This is a genomic window from Rhodospirillaceae bacterium (assembly GCA_016712715.1).
Taxonomy (GTDB): Bacteria; Pseudomonadota; Alphaproteobacteria; order Dongiales; family Dongiaceae; genus Dongia.
The window spans coordinates 883,709-906,079 of sequence record JADJQM010000001.1 but is presented as its reverse complement, the minus strand read 5'-3'; the positions used below and the strand labels follow the sequence as shown (position 1 = coordinate 906,079).

Below are 22,371 nucleotides of genomic sequence, written 5' to 3'. Positions count from 1 at the left end.
GGCAAAGGCGAGCTTGAAGCTCTCCGCAATGCGATTGGCGCGTTCAATGAAGGCGTTCGCGAGTGGCGGGGCAAAGAGGTCGTGGGCCGTCGCCTTGAAGAGCTCCAGCCAGCGCGCGAAATGGCGGGGCTCAATTTCGGTGATTTTGATATGCGCCGGGAAACCCGCCCGAAAATAGGTCCCAGTTCCGGGTCCTCGCGGATATGCCCGTAAAAGGTCGCGACCAGATCTTCGATTTGTGCCTCGGTCGGGAGGGCGTCGTGCCCACTCGCTGCGTCTGAAACAGACATTTCATATGCCTAATTAAGGTGTATGTAAGATACATAATTTAAGCATACCCCCTCGGCAAGGGTGATGGTAGGGCCTGCGACAACCGGCCCTGCAGGCCTCCGCTGCTCGCGATGAAGTGATCGGCCTGCCCCGTCGGCGGTCTGGCGAAGGGTGGGGCGACGTGAGATATCGATATCCACGGGACGGCATCCACCGATTGTCGCCAAGGAAAGATTGTCATGCGTCGTTGGATAACAGCCTTTGCCGGATTGCTGCTCGGCGCCTGTTCGCCGAATTATGCTGGCCCCATGACGGCGTCGTCTGGTCATGTCGTGGGCGCATCGCCCTACGCCTATGGTGCGGCATCACCCTATGGTTATGGGGCGACACCCTGGAGCTCTCCCTATGGGTTCAATTCAGGCTATGGCGGGGCCAATCGGTTTTCGCCTGAAAAGGGCCTGACCTGCGATCGCTCCCGGAAGATCTGTTATGACCGATATGGGGTCGACTATTTTGAAACCCAGAAGTATCTGGGGTCGAAATCCGCCAAGTACGGCGCCAAGCGTTACGGCGAACAGGTGTTTATCTTCGCGCCACAGCAGGGCGTGGTTTGCGATCGCCGCAGCCAGTCCTGTTCCGACAGCGGGGGGCTTAATGCCACCCTGACGCGCAAATATTTCAGTAAGGATGACACCAGGCGCGTCGGCGCCTGGACCAATGCCGACATGTTCTCGCCGCAGGCCGGCGTCGCCTGTAATCGAACGACCCGGATCTGCAGTGACAATGGCGGGCCTAACGTCAATCTGACGACACTCTATCTGGGGCAGCAGGCAGGGCTCGACCTTGCCAATCAGCAGAACCAGCCGGCGCCCCTTGCCGTGCCTGCAAACGCACCGGACACGCAGGATCCGGTTCCAACGGCGGCCAGCGAGCTGGTCGACCTGCCACAATCTCTTGCCGCGTCGGCGGAAAATGAAGTCCTACCGCCGCATACCCTGGATCCGGTCCCGGAAACCCAGGTTTTGCTGCCGGACCCCCTCCCGGCGGTTGAACCTGTGGTCGAGCCGACCCAAGTCGTTGAGCCTGTTTCAGCGCCGGAACCCGTCTTCGTGCCCGAGCCGGGCCCAGCCATGGCTCCTGAGCCGGCACCGGAACCGGCTCCTGCCGTAACCCAGGAACCGGCCCCGGCTGCCGTTTGTGAGGGTGAAAACTGCCCTTAGCGCGGTGTTGCCGGGCCGATGGCGGAATATGTCGCATCCCGCAATGGCGGGTTTCCTTGCTATTCAGAATAACTCGCAATATCGTTTTCGCTTGATCATCAAGCGACGCCGAACCGTGTCAGCGGGACTGGGCGTTGCGTTGCGCGAGAGTTGGTCCCTTGGCTACGACAGACACTAGAGCCGATGCGCCGGGGCGCCAACCAACCTCCCGCCTCATGCGACCGCAGATCTGGAACATTCTGGCCTGGATGATCGCCTTTGCCGTCGCCTTTCCGATCCTGGTCGTGTTCTCCAATGTCTTGGCCCCCAGGGGCGTGATTTGGAGTCACCTCGCTGAAACGGTTCTGCCTAGTTACATCGCCAACTCGATCCTTTTGGTGCTTGGAGTGGGGCTGGGTGTTCTGCTGATCGGCGTGCCGGCGGCATGGATGGTGACCCTTTGCCGATTTCCCGGCCGGCGCCTGTTTGACTGGGCACTGCTCCTGCCGATGGCGATGCCCGCTTATGTCATTGCCTACACTTATACGGGGCTGCTGGACTATGCGGGACCAGCACAGACGGCCCTGCGCGAAATCCTCGGCCTGCAAGGTGGATTGCGCTGGATTCCGGATATCCGGTCACTGCCCGGCGCCATCGTCATGCTGGTACTGGTGCTCTATCCCTATGTCTATCTGCTCGCGCGCGCTGCCTTCTTGGAGCAATCAGCCTGTGTGCTTGAAGTCAGTCGTACCTTGGGTTGCTCGCCCTGGCGTGGCTTCTGGCGTGTGGCACTGCCGCTGGCACGCCCGGCACTGGTGGCCGGTGTCGCCCTGGCCCTGATGGAAGCGCTCAACGATTTCGGCACCGTGCAGTATTTCGGCGTCGATACGTTGGCGACCGGCATTTACCGCGTCTGGCGCGGGATGGGTGATGCTGCGGCTGGCGCGCAGCTCGCTGCCTTGCTGCTGGTTTTTGTGTTCATCCTGCTTGGCTTTGAGCGCTGGTCGCGGGGGCGGCGCAGCTTTGCCCATTCAACCACACGTTATCGCCCGCTGCCCCGCTACCAGCTGACCGGAAGCCGCGCCCTGGGCGCCATCATCGGCTGCTTGATACCAGTTACCTTCGGATTTCTGTTGCCAGCCTCAGTGCTGCTCTACTGGGCGGTCGCGAACATTGATGCCTGGGCCGGCGAGAAATTTCTGATCCTCATTCGCAACAGTTTCTTCATGGCAGGGTTTGCTGCCTTGCTGGCAATCTGCCTTGCTTCGATCCTTGCCTACGCCTTGCGCCTGCATCCGACCCGACCGACACGATGGGCTGTCCGGGTTGCCAGCCTTGGCTACGCCATTCCGGGGCCAGTACTGGCAATCGGCATCCTGCTGCCTTTCGCCGCCATCGATCACACGCTCAATGCCTGGGCCAAAGCCACGATCGGCGTGTCGCCGGGTCTGATCCTGAGCGGAACCTTGGTTGCGATCACATTCGCCTATCTGGTGCGTTTCTTGACGGTCAGCCTGAATGTCGTGGAGGCCAGTCTTGGCAAGGTGACGCGCTCGATGGATTTTGCGGCCCGGTCGTTGGGACGGACGCCATTTCAAACGCTTACAGACGTACATCTTCCCATCATGCGCGGCAGCCTGCTGACGGCTGGAATCGTTGTCTTCGTCGACGTGCTGAAGGAGCTGCCGGCAACTCTGGTCCTGCGGCCATTCAATTTCGACACGCTGGCGACGACGACCTACAACCTCGCCAGTGACGAACGCCTGGCGGAGGCGGCCGGCCCGGCCTTGGCAATGGTTGCGGTCGGCATCATCCCGGTCTATCTGATGGCGCGAGCCAGTGCCGTCGCGCGCCCCGGCCAAAGCAATTTCGTGGAAGATGCCGGCAGGTCGGACATGACGAAGCACTACGCATGAACGGTCGGCCAAACCGCTCTCTGGAGCTTTTTGATCTCAGCCATGACTTCGGCGATGTCAGGGCGGTAGACCATGTCTCGCTGCATGTGGACGAGGGCGAGGTCATCTGCCTGTTAGGTCCATCAGGTTGTGGCAAGTCCACCATCCTGCGCCTCGCCGCTGGGTTGGAGACGGTGCAGCAGGGCCGCGTTGCCATGCAGGACCAGTTGGTCGCGGATGGCGCGTTGGGCCAAAGCCTGCCGCCGGAACGGCGTGGTGTCGGCCTGGTATTTCAGGATTTCGCACTGTTTCCGCATCTGACCGTGGCACGTAACGTGGCCTTTGGCCTTGCGCGGCTGGACGCAAGCCAACGTGCGGTGCGGATCGCCGAAGTACTGGGCCAGGTCGACATGGCCGACTATGCGGATGCCTATCCGCACGCCCTTTCGGGGGGGCAGCAGCAACGTATCGCCTTGGCGCGGGCGCTAGCCCCTCAACCTGCCATCCTGCTCCTCGACGAGCCGTTCTCGGGCCTCGATGCGAGGCTCCGCGAACAGATCCGCGATGATACTCTGCATGTCCTCAAGCGGAGCGGGACCGCGACGCTGATGGTGACCCATGATCCGGAAGAAGCCATGTTCATGGCCGATCGGATCTATCTGATGCAGGCTGGACGGGTGGTCCAAAGCGGGTCGCCGGATGCCATCTACCACCGCCCGGTCAGTCCGTTCGTCGCTCGTTTCTTTACCGCAACCAATGATCTTGGTGGAGTGGTCCATGGTGGTATGGTGCAGTGCCCGCTTGGGGACTTGCCAGCGCCAGGTTATGCCGAAGGCGCCGTCGTCCAGATACTGCTCCGGCCGGAGAGCATCCACCTTGTTGGGGCAGGTGGCGTGGATCCCAGCGGCTGGATCGTTCCAGCAACGGTCGAGGAAGTGCGTTTCCTGGGTAGCAGCAAACTATTGGTGGTCAGACTTGCAAGCGGCGAAAATCGGTCGTTAACCCTGCGGGTGCGTCATGCCGGCCGCCTGTTGCCGGAACCCGGCAGCCAGATCCTCCTGCAACTCGATCCCGCGGATGCGCTGATCTTTCCGGAGAGCCGCGCGGGTGATGATCAATATCGTCGAGCGAGCACGGAAATTCCGGACTTGTCAGCAGGTTAGCGAAGCCTAAATGATAGTGACTGGCTATTGTAGCGAGGCGGCGGATTTGCCATAGTCCGCCCGGGTCCGGCGCCCACCGCCGGAGAGGTCGTTAGTTGAGGAGTTTCCCGTCATGGGACTTGGAGCGTGGTGGCATTGGGTCGTCGTTTTGATTGTCGTCCTCGTGATTTTTGGCGGCAAGGGCAAGATTCCGGCGCTGATGGGTGACTTTGCCAAGGGCATCAATGCCTTCAAAAAGGGCATCAAGAGCGAATCGGAAACACCCCAGGACACGACGGCGGCAAAAGCGGACGAAAAGATCGTCGATCGCAGCTGATCTCTGTTTTGAACTTGTGGCTCGTTGTGGCGACGCTTGAAGGGTAGTGCTTTATGTTCGATGTCGGCTGGAGCGAGATGGCGGCGATCGCCGTCATCATCTTGGTCGTACTCGGACCGAAGGAATTGCCGCACGCGTTGAAGTCGATTTCGCATTGGATGCGCGCTGCTCGCAAGCTCGGCAACGAGTTTCAAAGCGGCGTAAATGAGATCGTTCGCGAAGCCGAACTTGATGATGCCAAGAGGGAGCTGCAAAAGCTGACCGCCAACTCGATCAAGCAGAGGATCGAAAAGGAAATCGATCCCGGCGGCGAACTCAAGAAAACGGTCAACGCCTCGGTTGAAGAAGCCAAGACGGCACTCTCCGCGCCGGCAGCTGCAGCGGCGGTACCGGAACGGGCGGATAACTTGCCGCCGTTCCCCGGGTTGGTCGGTTCCGAGACGCCGACGTCAGTACCCAGTCAGACGACCGAGGCGCCGGTTCTAACAAGCACCGATTCCTTGCCGGCCGATGACAGCAAATCCGATAAAGCCTTTCAGTATGAGTATCTGCGAATGAGCGGCGCCGAAGAAGACAAGAAGATGCCGTTGCTCGAACACCTTGTCGAGTTACGGTCACGTCTCCTTTATGCGGCGATCGGCTTCATTCTGGCGTTCTTCGCCTGCTTCTATTTTGCCCAGGATATTTTTGATTTCCTGGCCGAACCTCTGGCCAGCATTCTCCAGGAATTGGGCGAGGATCGTCGGTTCATCTACACGGACCTGACCGAGGTCTTCTTTACCCAGGTCAAGGTCGCGGCATTTGGCGCACTCTGTGTCTCGTTTCCGGTGATAGCCTCCCAGATCTGGGCGTTCATTGCCCCGGGTCTGTACAAGAACGAAAAGCAGGCGTTCCTCCCATTCCTGATTGCGACGCCGGTCATGTTCGCGGTGGGTGCGGCCTTCCTCTATTACGTCTTGATGCCATTCGCCTGGCGCTTCTTCCTCGGCTTTGAGCAGGCCGGCAATGCTGAGGCCGGTTCCTTGCCGATCCAGCTCGAGGCCAAGGTCTCGGACTATATTGACCTGGTCATGAAGCTGATCTTCGCCTTCGGCTTCTGCTTTGAACTGCCTGTCCTGCTGACATTGCTCGCCAAAGTCGGCATCATCAGCGCACAGAGCCTGAAGGATAAGCGTCGCTATGCGATCGTCGGTGTCGTGGTGGTGGCAGCGGTCGTGACGCCGCCCGATCTCTTCAGCATGTTCTCCCTCGCGATACCTATGCTGCTGCTCTACGAGGTGTCGATTTTGCTCGCCCAGCTGGTCGAAAAGAAGCGGGCTGAAGCGGAGGCAAAAGAGAATGATGAGGAGCCCGGTACGGACGTCAAACCGGCCTGATTGATCTTTGTGATTTTCCGATCCGAGCTTTGACCGAACCCGGGTTCCGTCCTATAAGTTGAGCCGAATCGGGGGATTTGGAGCTCGACCGCTAAATGTTTGACCCTAAATGGATTCGTGACAATCCCACGGCGTTCGACGCGGGCCGGTCGCGGCGCGGTTTGCCGCCGTTGGCAGAGACCGTCATTGCGCTCGATTCCAGGCGACGGGCCACGCAGACAGCCTGGCAGGAAATGCAGGCCAAGCGGAACGACCTCTCCAAGCAGGTTGGCCAGTTGAAGGCCAAGGGCGGCGACGCCGCCGCTGTCATGGCCGAGGTCGCCAGCCTCAAGGACCGCATGGTGGCGGCCGAGGCGGAAGAGCTGAAGGCGGCCGAAGAGCTTGAAGCCCTGCTGGCACAGCAGCCGAACCTGCCGGCCCAGGACGTGCCCGAGGGTGCCGACGAGAAGGCCAATCGGGTCGAACGCGAGATCGGCCACCGGCGAAATTTCGCCTTTTCGCCGAAGCAGCATTTTGAAATTGGTGAAGGCCTCGGGTTGATGGACTTCACGGCCGCGGCAAAGATCTCCGGCGCCCGCTTTGTGGTGCTGAAGGGAGCGCTTGCCAGATTGGAGCGCGCCCTTGGCCAGTTCATGCTCGACCTTCATACCGGCGAGCACGGCTATACCGAGGTCAATCCTCCGTTCCTGGTGCGCGACTTGTCGCTCTACGGCACCGGCAACCTTCCGAAATTTGCCGAGGATCTCTTCAAGACCGAACAGGGTCTCTATCTGATCCCGACATCGGAAGTACCGCTCACCAACATGGTGGCGGACGAGATTGTCGACGAAGGCAAGCTGCCACTCCGCTTTACTGCCCTCACACCCTGCTTCCGTTCCGAAGCGGGTGCCGCCGGGCGCGATACGCGCGGTATGATCCGCCAGCATCAATTCTTCAAGGTCGAGATGGTGTCGATCGCGCATCCGGATGACTCGGACGCCGAGCACCAGCGCATGACCAAATGCGCCGAGAATGTTCTGGCCAAACTGGATCTACCCTATCGTGTCGTGACATTGTCAACCGGCGATATGGGCTTCTCGGCTCAGAAAACTCACGACATCGAAGTCTGGTTGCCGGGCCAGGGCATGTACCGGGAGATTTCGAGCGTGTCCAATTGCGGTGAGTTCCAGGCGCGCCGCATGAAAGCGCGCTGCCGCAAGCCGAGCGAGAAGGGAACGCGCTTCGTCCATACGCTCAATGGGTCGGGCGTCGCGGTCGGCCGCGCCTTGATCGCTGTGCTCGAAAACTACCAACAGGAAGACGGTTCAGTCGTCATCCCGATGGCCCTGCGTCCCTATATGAACGGTGTCGAGGTCATACGCCCCCATGCTTAAATTGCCCTTCGATCTCAAACGCGCCCGCATCCTCGTCACCAATGACGACGGCATTCACGCGCCGGGCCTCAAGGTCCTTGAGCGCATCGCCAAGGCCCTGTCGTCCGATGTCTGGGTTATCGCGCCGGAAAGTGAGCATAGCGGTGCGTCACATTCGTTGACCCTGCGCCGGCCACTGCAGATCAACAAGATCAATCCACGCAAGTTTGCCGTCTCCGGCACACCAAGTGACTGCACCCTGATTGCCGTCAACCACATCATCACGGGTCGGCGCCCCGATATTGTGCTGTCGGGGGTCAATCGCGGCGCCAATCTGGGTGAAGACGTGCTGTACTCCGGTACCGTCGCCGCAGCGATGGAAGGGGCAATGCTGGGAATCCCGGCCATTGCCTTCAGCCAGGTGCGTGTGAAGGACAAGCTGCACTGGGAAACAGCTGCGGCCTTTGCGCCGCAGGTCATCCGCAAGCTCGTATCGCTGCCCTGGCCCAAGGGTGTGCTGATGAGTGTCAACTTCCCGGGAGTTGCCCCCAAGGACGTGACCGGCATCGAGGTCGGCCGTCAGGGCCGCCGCATGTCCCATGTCGAAGTGGTGCATGCCCGCGATCCGTTCGAGCGAGAAGTGACCTGGATCGGCGATTTTCCGACCGACGAGCCTGAGCATCCGGAAACCGACCTCGGCATCATCCTCACACGGGCCGTGTCGGTAACACCGCTTCATTTCGACCTGACCCATGCGGCGATGTTGCGCCGGATGGATGGTTTGTTCGAAAAGGTCTCAGTGAAGAAGAAGCCCGCAGCCAAACGGTCGGCCAAGAAGCAGACAGCTAAGACGGACGGCCTGCCTCGATGAGCCTGCACGCGCGCAAGATCCGCATGATCATGAACTTGCGGCGGGCGGGACTGACCGATACCAACGTCCTCAACGCGATCGAACGGATACCGCGCGAACTTTTTGTTCTCGATAGCTTCCATGATCAGGCCTATGAAGACCAGGCGCTGCCGATCAGCCATGGCCAGACGATCAGCCAGCCGCAGATCGTTGCGCAGATGACCGAGGCGCTCGAGGTCAAGAAGACGCACAAGGTGCTGGAAATCGGTACGGGTTCAGGTTACCAGGCCGCTGTGCTCTCGAAGCTCTGCCGCCGGCTATATACCATCGAACGGTACAAATCGCTGCTGGCCGAGGCCGAGCATCGCTTTCATCATTTGCGCCTCCACAACATCACCAGTCGCTGCAGTGATGGGTCGCGCGGATGGCGCGAGCAGGCGCCCTTCGATCGCATCATCGTGACGGCGGCCGCCGCTGAAGTACCCGAGGCGTTGGTCGAGCAGTTGGCTGTGGGCGGTATCCTCGTCATTCCCGTCGGGCCAGAGCGCGGCGACCAGATGCTGGTCAAGCTCACCAAGGCGGAGGATGGGAGTCTTACGGCAAAGATGATTGCTGATGTTCGGTTTGTGCCGCTCGTCGGCGGCGCCTTGCCGGAGGGAGAAGGGCGCCCGGTACCGCGACGGATGGAGAATTGACTATGGCGGCAACGTCATCTGGCCGCGTTCTGCGATTGAGTGCCCTGGCTGCCGCGATGCTGCTCGTCGCAGGTTGCGGCAATCTTGTGGCGCCGAGCATGGGTTCGCCTTCGGAAACCGCCAGCGCGCCAGCGAACCCGAACATGGGGCAGGTGGTGAACGGCGCCTACATCGTCGCGCCCGGCGATACATTGGCTTCCGTTTCCAACCGCACCAACACGCCGATCCGAGCGTTGATCGACAATAACGAGCTTCAGCCACCCTATAACATCCGTCCCGGGCAGGAACTGCGCATTTCCACGCGCCAGACCTATGTCGTAAAGGGTGGTGACACGCTGGGTGGACTTGCCAGGCGCTTTCGCGTCCAGCAGAGCGCCTTGGTCGAACTCAATGGTTTGAAGCCACCCTACAAGCTGCAGGTTGGGCAATCGCTGGTCCTGCCGAGCGCGGTCGAGGCTTCGCAATCGGCCTCGAACGGTGCAGCGTTGCCCGCCTCGACGACGCCCCAGATCCCGGCACCCAAGGTTGATGTGGTGCCCGAAGCGTCGAATGCGGGATCGGTCTCGGCCACAGCCCTGCCGCCGCCACCGGGCAGCACGACTGCCCCTGCCTCAACGCCCGCCGCCAGCCAACCTGGCGCCAAGCCGCTATCACCGGCGCCAGGTTCTACAAGCTCACTGCCCTTGCCGCCACCCACGACGGTACCGGATGTTCCTACCAAGACGGTGCCCGCAGAACCTGATCTGACCGCTGCGGAAGAAGCTGTCGAAGGGGCCTATGAGAAGGCGACGCAGCCCCAGCCAACGCCGCCCCAGGCAACACCGCCGGCGGCAAAGCCCGTTGCAGCGCCCCAGGTCGCAAGTGTAGCCCCGGCCAGTGCCGCGGGCTTCTCATGGCCGGTTCAAGGCAAGGTCATTCTGAAATACGGCGCCACTTCGGATGGCTTGCGGAACGACGGTATCAACATTGCAGCACCCGCCGGTGCGCCAGTGATGGCGGCGGCGGATGGAACGGTGGCCTATGCCGGAAACCAGTTGCGCGGCTTCGGCAATTTGGTGCTGATCCGGCATGCAAACGGCCTGATCACGGCCTATGCGCACAACGAATCCTTGCTGGTGCAGAAGGGTGACAAGGTCACGCGCGGCAAGGTCATTGCCCGCGTTGGCTCCACTGGCAATGTCGCGAAGCCGCAACTGCATTTCGAGATCCGCAAGGGCGAGGAGCCCGTGGACCCGATGAAATATCTCGACGGCGGCGCCTAGAGGTTGATCGTCTTGCCGAGGCGCCCGGCGAGGTCCTGGATGAACTGCCAGGCGACGCGGCCAGAGCGGGCACCGCGCGTCACCGACCATTCGATGGCCTGGGCATGCACCTCATCGACCGGGAGATCAAGGCCAAAGCTCCGGCAATAGCCATCGATGATGGCGAAGAAGGTTTCCTGGTCGCAATTGTGAAAGCCGAGCCAGAGGCCAAACCGGTCGGAGAGGGATACCTTTTCTTCTACGGCCTCCGACGGGTTGATGGCGGTCGACCGTTCATTTTCGATCATGTCACGCGGCATCAAATGCCGGCGGTTCGAGGTGGCATAGAACAGGACATTGCCGGGTCGCCCTTCGAGCCCACCTTCCAACACGGCCTTTAGTGATTTGTAGCTGGCGTCGGTCGCATCAAAGGAGAGGTCGTCGCAGAAGATGACGCTGCGGCGCGACTGATCGCGCAGCAAACTCAGCAAGCGCGGCAGGGTGACGAGATCTTCGCGGTGAATCTCGATCAATGTGAGCGGGGTGGCCGGATCCAGATTCACCGAGGCGTGGACCGCTTTGACCAGCGAGCTCTTGCCAGTACCGCGCGCTCCCCATAGCAGGGCGTTATTGGCCGGCAAGCCGCGTGCAAAACGGCGGGTATTGTCGAGGAGGATATCCTTGTTGCGGTCGATGCCCTGCAACAGATTGATATGAACGCGTGAAACGGTCGGCACCGGTTCCAGCCAGCTGGTCTCGGACTGCCAGACAAAGGCCTCGGCCGCCGCCAGATCGATCACTCTGGCAGGGGCCGGCGCCAAGCGTTCAAGACTTTCGGCAATTCTTTGCAATAGGGGAAGCATGTCATTGTCAGTCATCTGCAGCACCTCATCGGCATGCAGATTTCATAACGGCTTCAAGAGGGAAGCGCCAGTCCCGGCGCGATGAAACAAAGGTGGAACCGGGCCGATCGTCGATCGGACCGCGCTAGATGCGTGACCAGCCAAGCGAAGCTTCGTCCATGACATAGTGGATATATCCGAACAGGACGTCGATGCTGTTGTTGCGCCGGAGCGGCAACAGCAGGATCAGATAGTCGACATGTTCGCGGCTGTTGTCGCGGCACCAGCGCAGGCTGTCATAGCGCAATTCGATGGCGCCTGCCGCGGCCTTGAGGTGATGTTCCCAGATCAAGTGATAGGCATCGGTTCGCGGCACCATTTGGCTGAGCATTGAGCCGCTATAATCGATGCCATCAATTGCGACGATTGCCGTGCCGAGCAGCCGGTAGTGAAAGTCATAGGCCGGGTCGCCAACTACCTCGATCAGCAGCACATTGGGCAGAAGTGCCGGAATTTCCGTGGGATCAATGGCCGCCCGCAGTGGTGGTCGTTCGTCGGTGCGCTTGGACTTCCAGTACTCGAAGAAGGATCGCAAATTGGCTTGTTCATTGGCCGCGATAGCAGTGTCGAATGCTGCTGTGCCGAGCGCCACGCATGTCCGCGGTGCTGCCGAAATCAAGGTCGGCACGATGAAGTGGTTCACGGCGTCACCTCAGAGTCGGTTAACCGCGATCTAGCTTTCCCAGTTCATGTGTCAACTATATCGTTCTTAGGAAAGATGTCCAATGCTGCTTTTGGATGCAGAGCTTTCTTCAGTTTCTGCCCAAAATGACTTGATCGAGGCTGCCAGGGGCGTCGAGTTCTCCTCGGTAAGCGCGTGGCCAGTGCCACCAAGCACCTGGAAATCGGTCTGTGGCATGAGCCTCCTCGCCTCCAGCGCTTGGCGCAGGGCTATCACGGGATCTTCTTCGCCATGGATCATGAGCGATGGCGCGGTGACAGTCCTGAGGAGAGCTTGCCGATCGTCCGATGCGCGCATGGCACAAGCCTGTCGCCAAATGCCTGCCGGTCGATACGCGCGCGCGACAGATTGCGCAAGTGCCAGCCGGCGGGTGTCCCAGTCGGGTAGCGACATCGGCCCGGCATAGATCTCCTCGGCTTCCAGCCACATTTCCAGGAGTCGTTCTTCATCGTGTTCGAAGAGGATCGACCGGCGCAGCATGTGATCCGCGGCTGCGGTGCTGTCGATCCAGGGTTGGCCTGCACTGGTCATGAGACCGACCAGCGATGCCACTCGAGAAGGATGATAGGCCGCCGTAATCTGGGCGATCATGCCGCCCATCGAAAAGCCGACGAGATGAACTCGGCCGATATTGAGGGCGTTCATCAGCAGGACAACGTCGTTCGCCATGTCGAAGAGGGTGTAGGCCACCGGATGCGGCCATGGGCGATGATCGGGGAAAGTGCTCGGCACAAGAGTCTGGTCAGTTGCGACGCCGAACAACTGCGACAGGCCGGCATCGCGATTGTCGAAGATGATCAGGCGTCGGTCGCCGGCAAGTGCCGCAATGAGTGTGCCCGGCCAGTCACTGGCTTGCATGCCAAGACCCTGGATCATCACGGCCGGTATGGCCATTGGGTCCGCGCCAGGGTCTTACACGCAATCGTACCAGAGTGACAGGCCGCCTACGTCGAGTAACGGCATATCCGGCCCGCGCTGGTTGGGGTTTCAGAGTCCCAGCGACCCTTTGATGGCCGCCAGGGCGTCACCACCGTCGGCGGTCGTGACGCCAGCCAGCCATTTCTTTCGAGATGGGCGGGATTTTCTTTGAGTGCCTTTTGGCGGCGTCTGTGGGGCTCAGACTTTCCTTGATGAGATAGCCCATGCCCCTCGCTCTCCAAGGCGATGTCGAAGGTCACATTGCTGAGGAGGGCAGCTACGTTCGGGCATTCCTGCATATAGCCCTTGCGCACCTGGGTATGAACCGTTGCCGCTCCGAGGTCAGCGCCGTAATAGGCATCACCGCCGGACAAGTAGGCGAGCGGAAAGTCGTTGTTCATGGGGTGCGGCGCCCAGCCCTGGAACACGATCCAATCCTGCTTGCGGGTCGCCTTGTCGACTTGTGTGAGCATGCCTTGTTCGCTGGACTCAACCACTTCCCAACCGGTCAGGTTGAATTTCGGATCCTTGATGATGTCAAACATCAACTGATTCGAACCCGGCTCGATGCCGTACATCTTGCGTTCGAATTTGTCGGCAAATTTCGCAAGATCGGCGATATCGCGAACGCCGGCATCGTAAACATATTGTGGAACGGCGAACGTGTACTTGGCACCCACAAGGTTCTGATGGACGGTTTCGACCGACCCATCCGCCTTGTAGGCCTCGTAGTAACTCACCATGGCGGGATCCCAATACCCCATGAACACATCGAGATCCTTGTTCTTGAGACCCTGATAGATGATGTCGAGGCTCACCAGCTTCGAATCCGCATCGTAGCCAAGGGCTGTGAGGAGTGTCTGCATCACCCCCGTGGTGAAGGTTAGGTCGTTCCAGCCGGGTTCCGCCATGCGGACCCTTTGACAGCTCTCTGGCTCCGCGGCCTGCGCGGGTAGTGATAGTGTCAAGGCAGCGACACCCAGGGTTACGATGAGTTTGTTCATGATCAGCCTCCCATTCCTGCGACTTGATTGAAAAATTGACCGCTTGGATTGTAAATTGACCCTTGGGTCAATTTATAGACCGGATGGACAATGAAAACAAGCGGAGGCAAGAATGCTGGCCTGGACCATCGGAGAATCGGTTTGTCGCGTCTGAGCATCGAGCAATTGCGCCGGCAGGAATTGGCCCGCGCCGCCTATGAAGTACTTCAGGAAGAAGGTATCGCCGGGACGACTTTGTCCAAGGTCGCGGAGCGGCCGGCATGTCCAGGGGAATCGTGCTGCATTACTCAAGGGAAGGACGAGCTCCTCGAAGTTGTGATGCGGCATGCGAATGCGCTGCTACGAGACGAAGTAGCGGCACTGATGGCGCGGGCAGCGACGCCGCGTGCGCGGGTCGAAGCCATCATTGCCGGCAACTTCACCAAGTTTCTTCAAGCCAGAGATCTGCAATGCATGGCTCTCGCTTTGTGCCGAGGTTCCGCGAAATTCCAAGTTCGCCCGAATCCAGCGGGCCATCCACGCCCGCATGCGCAGCAACCTTCTGTCCGGCTTGAAGGAATTGCTGCCGCCGGCGCGCGCGCGGAAGCCGCCGTCATCGGCATTACCGCCATGATCGACGGGCTCTGGTTGCGTTTCGGCCTAAGCCAGGACGGATTGAGTTTGGCCGAGGCCAAGGCCCAGATGGACAGTATTCTGGAAATTCACCTTGGGCCCGCCCGTAAGACCACCGGCGGCTCTAGACGCCGCTTGGCATGAAGGTCAGCCAATCCACCTCACCCGCGAGCGGCGTAATCGGCAACACGGCGAGCGCGAGGTTCATTTCCGGGGTAAGGCGACGGTGGGAGAGGTGCCAGCCCTGCCATTGCCAACTGCCCTCATCGGGTCCATCCGCCACCCGGTCAACCCGGTCGCTGACCATGGTCAGACCTGTTCCCAAAGCCTTTGCCATCGCCTCCCTCAGCGTCCAGATGCGATAGAAGGCCGACCCTCCTTGTTGGGCGCATCGTGCGCGCTCGCCTGGCCCGAAGGCCGCCTCGGCTATCCCAAGCAGGTCACGGTGCCGACGTGGTGATTCGATATCCACCCCGATCGGACCCAGCGTCGTCGCAGCACAGGCAAGCTTCCTGCCGGTATGCGACAGGGAAACGAAGATCCCCAACGGCCCACCCTCGGCCGTCAAAGCGACGGGCCGGCCGCTGGCTTCTGTTGCGATGCAAAATGGACCTGCTTTGGCATGTCCCAGGTCGGCGATCATTTGCTGCAGCACCCATCGTGCGGATTGGTGCCGATCTGCTTCTTCAGGGACGTCCACGATGGCAAAATAAACTCGGTTATCGGGCATATCACACTTGTCTGCCTCTTCAGGGCACGTATAACAACCCGAGCAAATCGCGCGCCATTAACCATATTGGGTCGGCAAATTGCGGGCGGGGAGTAGTCATGATCGCGGCTGAGCCTGCCAGTCTAAAGTCATCCGGCAAATTGTCGATCATCGTCCGTGATTGGTTTGCCTGGACACCTGGCCGGGAAACGCGTGGCGATTGGCTGGATTGGGCTGGGAGGGCGGATGCGCGCGCTGCCTTGGACCAGGGAATGCCGGTGCTGCCCATGATGTTGCGGCGCCGGGCGACATCGATCGGGCAGAAGGCGCTTGGTGCGGCCCTCGCATGTACCGGCGTATCTGAGGCTCGCTTCGTGCTCGCCTCGCGCCACGGGGAATATGATCGAACGGCGCTGCTTCTCGCCTCACTTGCTGACGAGGAACCGCCTTCGCCCGCCGATTTCAGCATGTCGGTGCATCACGGACTTGTCGGTCTTCTGTCGATCCATACTGGAAATCGATTGGGGCATACTGCCGTGGCATCTTCTCTCGATAGTTTCGGTTACGGCCTTCTCGAGGCTGCGTCCTGCCTTGAGGACAGGCCGGATATACCGGTTCTATTTCTCTACTTCGATGCACCGCTACCGGAACCTTACGTTTCATACCGGCTGCCGGCAGAAGCGAATCTGCCTTTGGTTCTTGCCCTGCTGCTCACCGCCGGTGACGGTGATCGGATCTCAATTGACTGCGCCGTGAATAGTGCTGGCAATGCATCAGACAGTCTGCCCGAAGCGTTTCTGAAGTTCCTCCTGACGAATGCGCCGGCCGCGACAGCGACCGGCGAGCAGATGACATGGCGATGGGACCGTGCGGCTTAAAAACTTGAACTATGCCTGGCGGTTGGTCGGAACCGGCGTTTCCTTCGCCGCCTTCTTTGGTGGCGGGCTGGTCCTGGCCGTCACCGTCTTCCCTGCGATCGCGCTCATTGTCCGGCGCGAGGAGCGGCGCGTGCGCGCGACACAAATGGTCATTCACCATACCTTCCGGTTCTATGTTGCAATGCTGGAGGTACTCGGAATTATCAAACTGCAGGTATCCGGCGGTGCGGCTCTGATCGATGGAAAAGGCCGGCTCATTATAGCCAATCACCCGACCTTGCTTGATGTCGTCCTGCTGATGTCGCTGATTCCGCGCACACAATGCATCGTGAAGGCGGAACTTTGGGAAAGTCGCTTCCTGGGTGGTGTCATGCGGTGGGCGGGATATATCCGCAACGATATGGACCCGGAAGCCCTTCTGGAGGCCTGCAAGAAAGCGATGGCGGAAGGCAAGGGATTGATCATTTTCCCGGAAGGGACCCGCTCTCGTCCCGGTGAACCCCTGCACTTTCGACGGGGATTCGCCAATATTGCCCTCCTGACCGAGGCCGAAATCCAGCTCGTTACCATCGATTGCCGGCCCATCATGCTCAGTAAGGGGGATCCATGGTGGAAAATTCCGCTAAAACGCTCCTTGTTTCGGGTCACGGTCGGGGAGCGTCTGGACGCCGCTGCGACCCTTGGCTATCAATACCGCTCGCTGGCGGCCCGCCAATTGGTGCGCCGCCTCCAGGCCTATTTCACGGAACAGTTGGAACTCGGATAACGGCGTATGGACGACCTTGAACGCGACATAAAGGCGCTGATAATCGATGCGCTGAAGCTGGAAGACATCAAGCCAGAAGACATTGATAGCCAGGAAATGTTGTTTGGGACCGGGCTTGGCCTCGATTCCATTGATGCGCTGGAACTGGGCGTGGCTCTCCGTAAACGATACGGCCTCAAGATCGAAACGATCACGGATGAGGTGAAGGCCCATTTTGCCAATGTTCGAAGCCTTGCAGCTTTCGTGCACAGCCACACCAATACCGGCGGTGGACCAAATGCTGTCGCGTGACGAGGTTCAGGCCAAATTGCACGGCTACCTGGAAGAAATGTTCGAGATTCCCGGCAGCAAGATCACGCCGCAGGCGCGGCTCTATGAGGATCTAGATCTCGATTCGATCGACGCTGTTGATCTGGTCGTCAAGCTGCAGGAACTGACCGGCCGCAAACTCAAGGTCGACGAATTCAAATCCGTACGCACGGTCGGCGACGTGATTGACCGCGTCCATGCCGTTCTTTCCGAATAATCACAAGCGATCTGCCGGGTTTGGCGCGGTGCTCTTCACCACACTCGCGGCGGTCTATCCAGTTATTGTCTATTTTCTTCACGATCAAGCGTCGTACCTACTGTTCGCTGCGGGCGCCTGCTGCCTGCTGCTTGTGCGGGCGCTCTTTGTGCGGGACGAACTGAGCACCGCGCTCCGGATTCCTTTGCTTCTGGCGGCTTGTGCAATCGGGGGCCTGAGCATGTTCGATGCGGCGATGGCAACCAAAGGCTATCCAGCTTTGCTCAGCCTCATCATCGCCAGCGCGTTTGGAACCTCGCTATGGCATCCGCCCAGTTTGATAGAACGACTGGCGCGCTTCAAGGATCCCGATCTCACCCCTGCCGGTCAAGCCTACTGCCGCAAGGTGACCTGGGTCTGGACCTTGTGGCTGCTCCTCAATGCCGCCATTGCGGCTGTCCTGGCATTGTGGGCAAGCCTCGCCCTCTGGACGCTGTGGACCGGCCTCATCTCGTACCTGTTCTTTGGTGTTCTGTTCCTAGGAGAGGTTGTCTTGCGTCCATGGCTCCAGCGCCGCGCCGCAGTGAGCCGGCAATGAGTGACTTGCAGTCCATATCCGATCTACTGACAACACCTGGTAACCTTGGCCGAATTGTCGCCGCGACCAGGGGAAGGGTGATCGACGTTTCGCAATTGCGCCGCGACGTGTATGCCAACGCAGAGTGCCTCCGCGCAAGCGGTTGCAAGCGCGGCCTGTTGATCACCGAAGATACCTATTGGGCCATCGTTGGGATGTTGGCGTTGTTTCAAATGGGCGCGGAAGTCGTGTTGCCGCAGAACGCCACGGTCGGTGCCATCACATCTATCCAGGAACATTGGGATGTCCTGGTCTGCGACCGCTTGCCAGCAGGGCAGGTGGGCGGAATCATACTTCAGTCCGCGGGTGAAGGTTCCGGGGAATTGCAGCCACTCGATGCCACGAAATGCTATCTCAATCTTTTCACCTCGGGATCGACGGGGATTCCCAAGCGCGTTCGCAAGACGTTGGCCGTCATGGAACGCGAGGCCGAAGCAATCGAATTGATTGCCGGTGGCAATGTCGAAGCAACCGCTCGAATCCTTGGGACGGTCACGCATCAGCACCTTTTCGGGCTTAGTTACAAGCTCTTCTGGCCGCTGTGCAGCGGCAGGATCGTCGACGGCACCGTGCATGAACTCTGGGAAAGCCTCTTGGCACAGGATCTGCGCGGAAGCGTGGTCATCACCAGCCCCGCCCACCTCTTGCGCCTCGGTCCGGTCAATCCATTGCCAGCCGGGCGACAACCTTCTCGCATCCTGTCGGCGGGCGCCGTGCTGCCACTTTTGGCGAGTGCCGCGGCATCGACGGTATTTGGCTCAGCGATATGCGAAATCTATGGCAGCACGGAGACCGGCACGATCGCCCGGCGGGAACGTCACCGGGTCGACTTGCCCTGGCAGGTTGCGCCGGGCGTTGCGGTTGAAATTGCAGATGATGGTACGATGTGGGTGACATCGCCCTTCCTTAGCGAGACAACCCACCATCGCTGCGATGACCTCGCCGAACGAGATATCAACGGCGGATTCCACCTCCGCGGGCGCACCGACCGTGTCGTCAAGATTGACGGCGCGCGCGTTAGCCTTGCCGCGGTCGAAGCTGGCATCGCCGCTTCGCCATGGGTTGCCAATGTCGCCTTGGTCGTTCTGCCGGGCGATGTCCCGGCGCTTGGCGCGGCTGTTGTGCCCAGTGAAGCGGGCCGCCTGAAATTGCTTGAAGTTGGCAGTTTTCGGTTCAGCCGACTGCTTCGGCAGGGTCTCCAGGATCTGCAGGAGGCCCCGGGCAGACCGCGTCGCTGGCGGTTTGTCGAGGCCTTGCCGGTAAATGACCTTGGCAAGACAGTACAGCGGGATTTGCTGGCACTCTTCGATGTCCGGCGGCCGACTGAACCTGAGATTCGAGCGGTTCGTGCCACGAGCGACGGAATCGAACTCGACTTGTTCACCTCCCCTGATCTGCAGCAGCTGGAGGGACATTTTCCGGGTATGCCCATCGTTCCCGGCGTGGCGCAGATCGACTGGGCGGTCAAGCTTGCGGCACGGCATCTTGAACTGCCGGTCGGCGTGGCGATGTCCTATCAGGTGAAATTCCATCGCCTGACATTGCCGGGGACGTTGTTGACCCTGAAGCTGGACCTTGATGCGGAAAGGCAGCGCCTGAACTTTGCCTATCGTCGTGACGACGTCGTCCTCACCTCCGGAATCATCCGGACTTGCGCGCCATGACGCTCGCCTTTCGTCCCTGCGCGATTATCCCCAGCCACAATCACGCACAATCTGTCCAGGGCATCCTGGCGGCGCTGCGCGAACAGGGGCTGCCCGTATATATCATTGATGATGGCAGTGATGAGGCAACCAGGGTCCGTCTCGCCGCGCTGGCCGATGCCGATGGCAGTGTGTGGGTTGTGCGGCTTGAGCCAAATCAGGGAAAGGGCGGGGCGGTGAGGCATGGGTTCCAGCTCGCCATGGCGGCCGGATACACGCATGCGCTGCAGATCGACGCCGACGGTCAACATGATATTGCCGCCTTGTCCGGTCTCCTGCGCCTGGCTCAGGCTGAACCGGACGCGTTGATCACCGGCGTGCCCGTCTATGATCGCTCGGTCCCATTTGGACGAGCCATCGGGCGCTATGTGACGCATGTCTGGGTCTGGATCGAGACTTTGTCGCTGAAGATTACCGACAGCATGTGCGGCTTTCGGGTCTACCCTTTGGCCGACGTGGCGGCAATCGAGGCGGCGGGAGAGCGGATCGGGCAACGCATGGATTTCGATACCGAGATCATGGTCCGCCTGTTCTGGCGCGATGTCAGGGTCGTCGAATATCCGGTGGCGGTCACATACCCACCCGGCAACACCTCGAACTTCCATTTATGGCGCGACAATCTGCTGATCACGGCCATGCATACGAGATTGTTCTTCGGTATGCTGCGGCGATTGCCGGCCATCCTGCGGCTCCGCACGCGTCGATCCAGTCATTGGGCATGGTTGGCAGAGCGTGGTAGCTATCTCGGACTTCAGGTGTGGATATCAGCCTACCGAGTGCTGGGAAGACGGGCCAGCCTGACTCTGATGTCGCCGGTTGTCCTCTATTTTTATCTCACGGGGGTGAACAGCGGCGCGCCTCACGAGACTTCCTGGCGCTGGTTCATGCCGTGAGACCGGGCAGGGAAACGTCGCCGGGTTTGGTGAACGAGTTGCGCCATTTCATGTCCTTTGCCGCTCGCGCCCTCGACACATTCCGCGGCTGGATCGGCGACACGCCAGCGGATGCTGTTCGCCTTGGAAAAGTCGACGATCTGCGCGCTGCCGAAAAGATGCCCGGTGGCGCGCTCTTCCTGATCGCCCATCTCGGCAATGTCGATTTGGCCCGTGCGCTTCTGGATGAGGAAACGCGACAGCGTCTCCTAGTCCTGGTTCACACCCGACATGCGGAGAACTTCAATCGGCTGTTGCGCCACCACCGACCGGCGGCCGGTATCAATACTTGGCAGGTGACGGAACTTGGTCCGGCTGCGGCCATGGAACTCAAAGAGAGGGTCGAGCATGGCGCCTGGGTGGTGATCGCCGGCGACCGGGTCCCGGTCGGCAGCGCGCGCGTCACCAGATTGCCGTTCCTGGGGCATGAGGCCCCATTCTCTGAGGGCCCCTATATTCTGGCATCGATTCTCGAATGCCCCGTCTACACTCTCTTTTGCACACGGCAGGGAGATCATTTCGTTCTCGATGTCGAGAAATTGGCCGACCGGATCGATTTGCCGAGGCACCAGCGGCAAGCCGCCCTGCGACGTCATGCCGAGATCTTTGTTGGCCGGCTGGAGCAGTATGCGGTACGCAATCCGTTGCAGTGGTACAATTTCTTCGACTTCTGGAATCCGGGTCGGAAGGAGCCCCGTTCATGATCTCGGCAGAGACCGAAATAGTCGCGCAGTTCTATGACCTGGATCCGATGCAGGTTGTCTGGCATGGCAACTATGTCCGCTATTTCGAACAGGCGCGCAGCGTCCTCCTCGACAAGATCGACTATAACTACCCTGAGATGGAGCGGTCTGGCTATCTTTGGCCCATCGTCGACATGCGGATCAAGTTCGTGCGCCCGGTCCGCTATCAGCAGAAGCTGCGGGTCGAAGCAATCTTGATGGAATACGAGAATCGACTCAAGATCAGCTACCTATGCCGCGATGCCGGCAGTGGCGAGGTGCTGACCAAGGCCCACACCATCCAGGTTGCCGTTACTCTAGCGACCCAGGAACTCAATCTCGAATCACCCTCGGTGTTGTTGGAAAAAGTGCGACGGGTCCTATGCTCAACCGTCTAGCACGTGCCTGCCTCGTGATGGCTCTTGCACTTCTGGTGCCGTTGGCTCGGGCCGGTGCAGAAACCGTTCCGTCGCTGCGCGCAGATGAATTGTTGCGTGGCCGGTTCGTCCAGGAACGGATCCTGGTTGGGTTCGATGCGCCGCTGCGCAGCGAAGGCAGTTTTGTCCTGGCTCCCGGGGTTGGCCTGATCTGGCGGGCGGAGAAGCCCTTCGCCGTGACAACCCTGATGACGGCAGACGGCTTGGCACAGCAGAGCGATGGGGCAACCACTCTCAACCTGCCGACGAGCCGAGCGCCGTTCATGAGCAGCCTTTACGACATGCTGAGCGGTGCGTTTGCCGGCGATTGGAGGGGCCTTGAACGGGACTTCAGCGTCGCGCGGTCCGAGGCGTCCGGCAAATGGACGCTGCAACTCATTCCCAGGAATGGTGCGTCGTCGAATGCTCTGCCGATCGTGCAAATCAATATCGCGGGCGGCGATTTCGTCGATCGTGTCGAGATCGTGAAGCCGGGTGGCGATCGCGACACCCTGACCTTTCTCGATCAGCAGCGCGTTTCGGGGCCACTCAGCGCCGATGAGCAGAAATTGCTTCAAGAGGCGGGACAGCCTTGATTGAGCGGCGCGCATCCCTAAGCCTTGCCATT

General features: G+C 60.2%; 23 protein-coding genes and 2 pseudogenes. 20 read left to right on the top strand and 5 right to left on the bottom strand.

All coding sequences use genetic code 11. From position 1 onward, the window contains the following. The first annotated feature begins 509 nt into the window (after window positions 1-509). The 9 genes from IPK59_04575 to IPK59_04535 all read left to right on the top strand — a co-directional run bounded on the left by IPK59_04575 (window position 510) and on the right by IPK59_04535 (window position 10,378). Window positions 510-1,490, top strand: a complete 981-nt coding sequence (locus tag IPK59_04575) for a hypothetical protein (GenBank protein ID MBK8158072.1) — start codon at window positions 510-512, stop codon at window positions 1,488-1,490. Window positions 1,491-1,705: 215 nt separating this feature from the next. Continuing rightward, on the top strand, window positions 1,706-3,385 hold the full coding sequence (locus tag IPK59_04570; GenBank protein ID MBK8158071.1) for an iron ABC transporter permease: 1,680 nt from the start codon (window positions 1,706-1,708) through the stop codon (window positions 3,383-3,385). Next, entirely contained in the window at window positions 3,382-4,527 is a 1,146-nt protein-coding gene (locus tag IPK59_04565; protein ID MBK8158070.1) for an ABC transporter ATP-binding protein, read from the top strand. Before IPK59_04570 ends, IPK59_04565 begins: the two co-directional genes overlap by 4 nt. A 112-nt stretch (window positions 4,528-4,639) precedes the next feature. After that, entirely contained in the window at window positions 4,640-4,843 is a 204-nt protein-coding gene (gene tatA / locus IPK59_04560; protein MBK8158069.1) for a twin-arginine translocase TatA/TatE family subunit, read from the top strand. Between the two features lie 53 nt (window positions 4,844-4,896). Then, window positions 4,897-6,219 carry a twin-arginine translocase subunit TatC gene (gene tatC, locus IPK59_04555; protein MBK8158068.1) on the top strand — a complete coding sequence of 441 codons (1,323 nt, stop codon included), beginning with the start codon at window positions 4,897-4,899 and terminating at the stop codon, window positions 6,217-6,219. A 95-nt stretch (window positions 6,220-6,314) separates the two neighbouring features. Continuing rightward, window positions 6,315-7,592, top strand: coding sequence for a serine--tRNA ligase (gene serS, locus IPK59_04550; protein MBK8158067.1), 1,278 nt, complete (start codon window positions 6,315-6,317; stop codon window positions 7,590-7,592). Then, window positions 7,585-8,442, top strand: a complete 858-nt coding sequence (gene surE / locus IPK59_04545; GenBank protein MBK8158066.1) for a 5'/3'-nucleotidase SurE — start codon at window positions 7,585-7,587, stop codon at window positions 8,440-8,442. Before serS ends, surE begins: the two co-directional genes overlap by 8 nt. Beyond that, window positions 8,439-9,116, top strand: a complete 678-nt coding sequence (locus IPK59_04540) for a protein-L-isoaspartate(D-aspartate) O-methyltransferase (protein MBK8158065.1) — start codon at window positions 8,439-8,441, stop codon at window positions 9,114-9,116. The genes surE and IPK59_04540 overlap by 4 nt, the downstream gene beginning before the upstream one ends. Window positions 9,117-9,118: 2 nt before the next feature. After that, window positions 9,119-10,378: a peptidoglycan DD-metalloendopeptidase family protein gene (locus IPK59_04535; protein MBK8158064.1), complete on the top strand. Its 1,260-nt coding sequence runs from the start codon at window positions 9,119-9,121 to the stop codon at window positions 10,376-10,378. On the opposite strand, the gene IPK59_04530 is transcribed toward IPK59_04535, so the two are convergent. From IPK59_04530 to choX, 4 genes and pseudogenes are all read right to left on the bottom strand, one after another. Beyond that, window positions 10,375-11,235 carry an ATP-binding protein gene (locus IPK59_04530; protein ID MBK8158063.1) on the bottom strand — a complete coding sequence of 287 codons (861 nt, stop codon included), beginning with the start codon at window positions 11,233-11,235 and terminating at the stop codon, window positions 10,375-10,377. The genes IPK59_04535 and IPK59_04530 overlap by 4 nt on opposite strands. A gap of 109 nt (window positions 11,236-11,344) precedes the next feature. Next, window positions 11,345-11,902, bottom strand: coding sequence for a PAS domain-containing protein (locus IPK59_04525; protein MBK8158062.1), 558 nt, complete (start codon window positions 11,900-11,902; stop codon window positions 11,345-11,347). 66 nt (window positions 11,903-11,968) lie between these two features. Then, window positions 11,969-12,835 (bottom strand): alpha/beta hydrolase, encoded by an 867-nt coding sequence (locus IPK59_04520; GenBank protein MBK8158061.1) that lies wholly within the window; start codon window positions 12,833-12,835, stop codon window positions 11,969-11,971. 93 nt (window positions 12,836-12,928) lie between these two features. Further along, window positions 12,929-13,863: pseudogene (choX, locus tag IPK59_04515) on the bottom strand (choline ABC transporter substrate-binding protein). A gap of 90 nt (window positions 13,864-13,953) precedes the next feature. Here choX and betI point away from each other — a divergent pair. Beyond that, a pseudogene (gene betI, locus IPK59_04510) lies at window positions 13,954-14,619 on the top strand (transcriptional regulator BetI). Here the strand turns inward: betI and IPK59_04505 are convergent. Continuing rightward, a complete protein-coding gene (locus IPK59_04505) occupies window positions 14,600-15,205 on the bottom strand; it encodes a 4'-phosphopantetheinyl transferase superfamily protein (GenBank protein MBK8158060.1) in 606 nt (201 codons plus the stop codon). The pseudogene betI and the gene IPK59_04505 sit on opposite strands and share 20 nt — an antisense overlap. A gap of 98 nt (window positions 15,206-15,303) precedes the next feature. Here IPK59_04505 and IPK59_04500 point away from each other — a divergent pair, with 98 nt between their 5' ends. Genes IPK59_04500 through IPK59_04455 form a run of 10 tightly spaced genes read left to right on the top strand, consistent with a single transcriptional unit; the run spans window position 15,304 to window position 22,339 of the window. After that, complete coding sequence (locus tag IPK59_04500) at window positions 15,304-16,062, top strand: beta-ketoacyl synthase chain length factor (GenBank protein MBK8158059.1); 759 nt, start codon at window positions 15,304-15,306, stop codon at window positions 16,060-16,062. Then, window positions 16,052-16,828 carry a 1-acyl-sn-glycerol-3-phosphate acyltransferase gene (locus IPK59_04495; GenBank protein MBK8158058.1) on the top strand — a complete coding sequence of 259 codons (777 nt, stop codon included), beginning with the start codon at window positions 16,052-16,054 and terminating at the stop codon, window positions 16,826-16,828. The genes IPK59_04500 and IPK59_04495 overlap by 11 nt, the downstream gene beginning before the upstream one ends. Window positions 16,829-16,834: 6 nt before the next feature. Continuing rightward, a complete protein-coding gene (locus tag IPK59_04490) occupies window positions 16,835-17,119 on the top strand; it encodes an acyl carrier protein (GenBank protein ID MBK8158057.1) in 285 nt (94 codons plus the stop codon). After that, a complete protein-coding gene (locus IPK59_04485) occupies window positions 17,106-17,354 on the top strand; it encodes an acyl carrier protein (GenBank protein ID MBK8158056.1) in 249 nt (82 codons plus the stop codon). The genes IPK59_04490 and IPK59_04485 overlap by 14 nt, the downstream gene beginning before the upstream one ends. Further along, entirely contained in the window at window positions 17,323-17,931 is a 609-nt protein-coding gene (locus tag IPK59_04480; protein ID MBK8158055.1) for a hypothetical protein, read from the top strand. Before IPK59_04485 ends, IPK59_04480 begins: the two co-directional genes overlap by 32 nt. Continuing rightward, window positions 17,829-19,634 carry an acyl-CoA synthetase gene (locus IPK59_04475; protein MBK8158054.1) on the top strand — a complete coding sequence of 602 codons (1,806 nt, stop codon included), beginning with the start codon at window positions 17,829-17,831 and terminating at the stop codon, window positions 19,632-19,634. The genes IPK59_04480 and IPK59_04475 overlap by 103 nt, the downstream gene beginning before the upstream one ends. Next, window positions 19,631-20,566 carry a glycosyltransferase family 2 protein gene (locus IPK59_04470; GenBank protein ID MBK8158053.1) on the top strand — a complete coding sequence of 312 codons (936 nt, stop codon included), beginning with the start codon at window positions 19,631-19,633 and terminating at the stop codon, window positions 20,564-20,566. Before IPK59_04475 ends, IPK59_04470 begins: the two co-directional genes overlap by 4 nt. Before the next feature lie 50 nt (window positions 20,567-20,616). Beyond that, window positions 20,617-21,309: a hypothetical protein gene (locus IPK59_04465; protein ID MBK8158052.1), complete on the top strand. Its 693-nt coding sequence runs from the start codon at window positions 20,617-20,619 to the stop codon at window positions 21,307-21,309. Next, on the top strand, window positions 21,306-21,725 hold the full coding sequence (locus IPK59_04460) for an acyl-CoA thioesterase (protein ID MBK8158051.1): 420 nt from the start codon (window positions 21,306-21,308) through the stop codon (window positions 21,723-21,725). Before IPK59_04465 ends, IPK59_04460 begins: the two co-directional genes overlap by 4 nt. A gap of 17 nt (window positions 21,726-21,742) precedes the next feature. Next, window positions 21,743-22,339: an outer membrane lipoprotein carrier protein LolA gene (locus IPK59_04455; protein MBK8158050.1), complete on the top strand. Its 597-nt coding sequence runs from the start codon at window positions 21,743-21,745 to the stop codon at window positions 22,337-22,339. Window positions 22,340-22,371 lie beyond the last annotated feature (32 nt).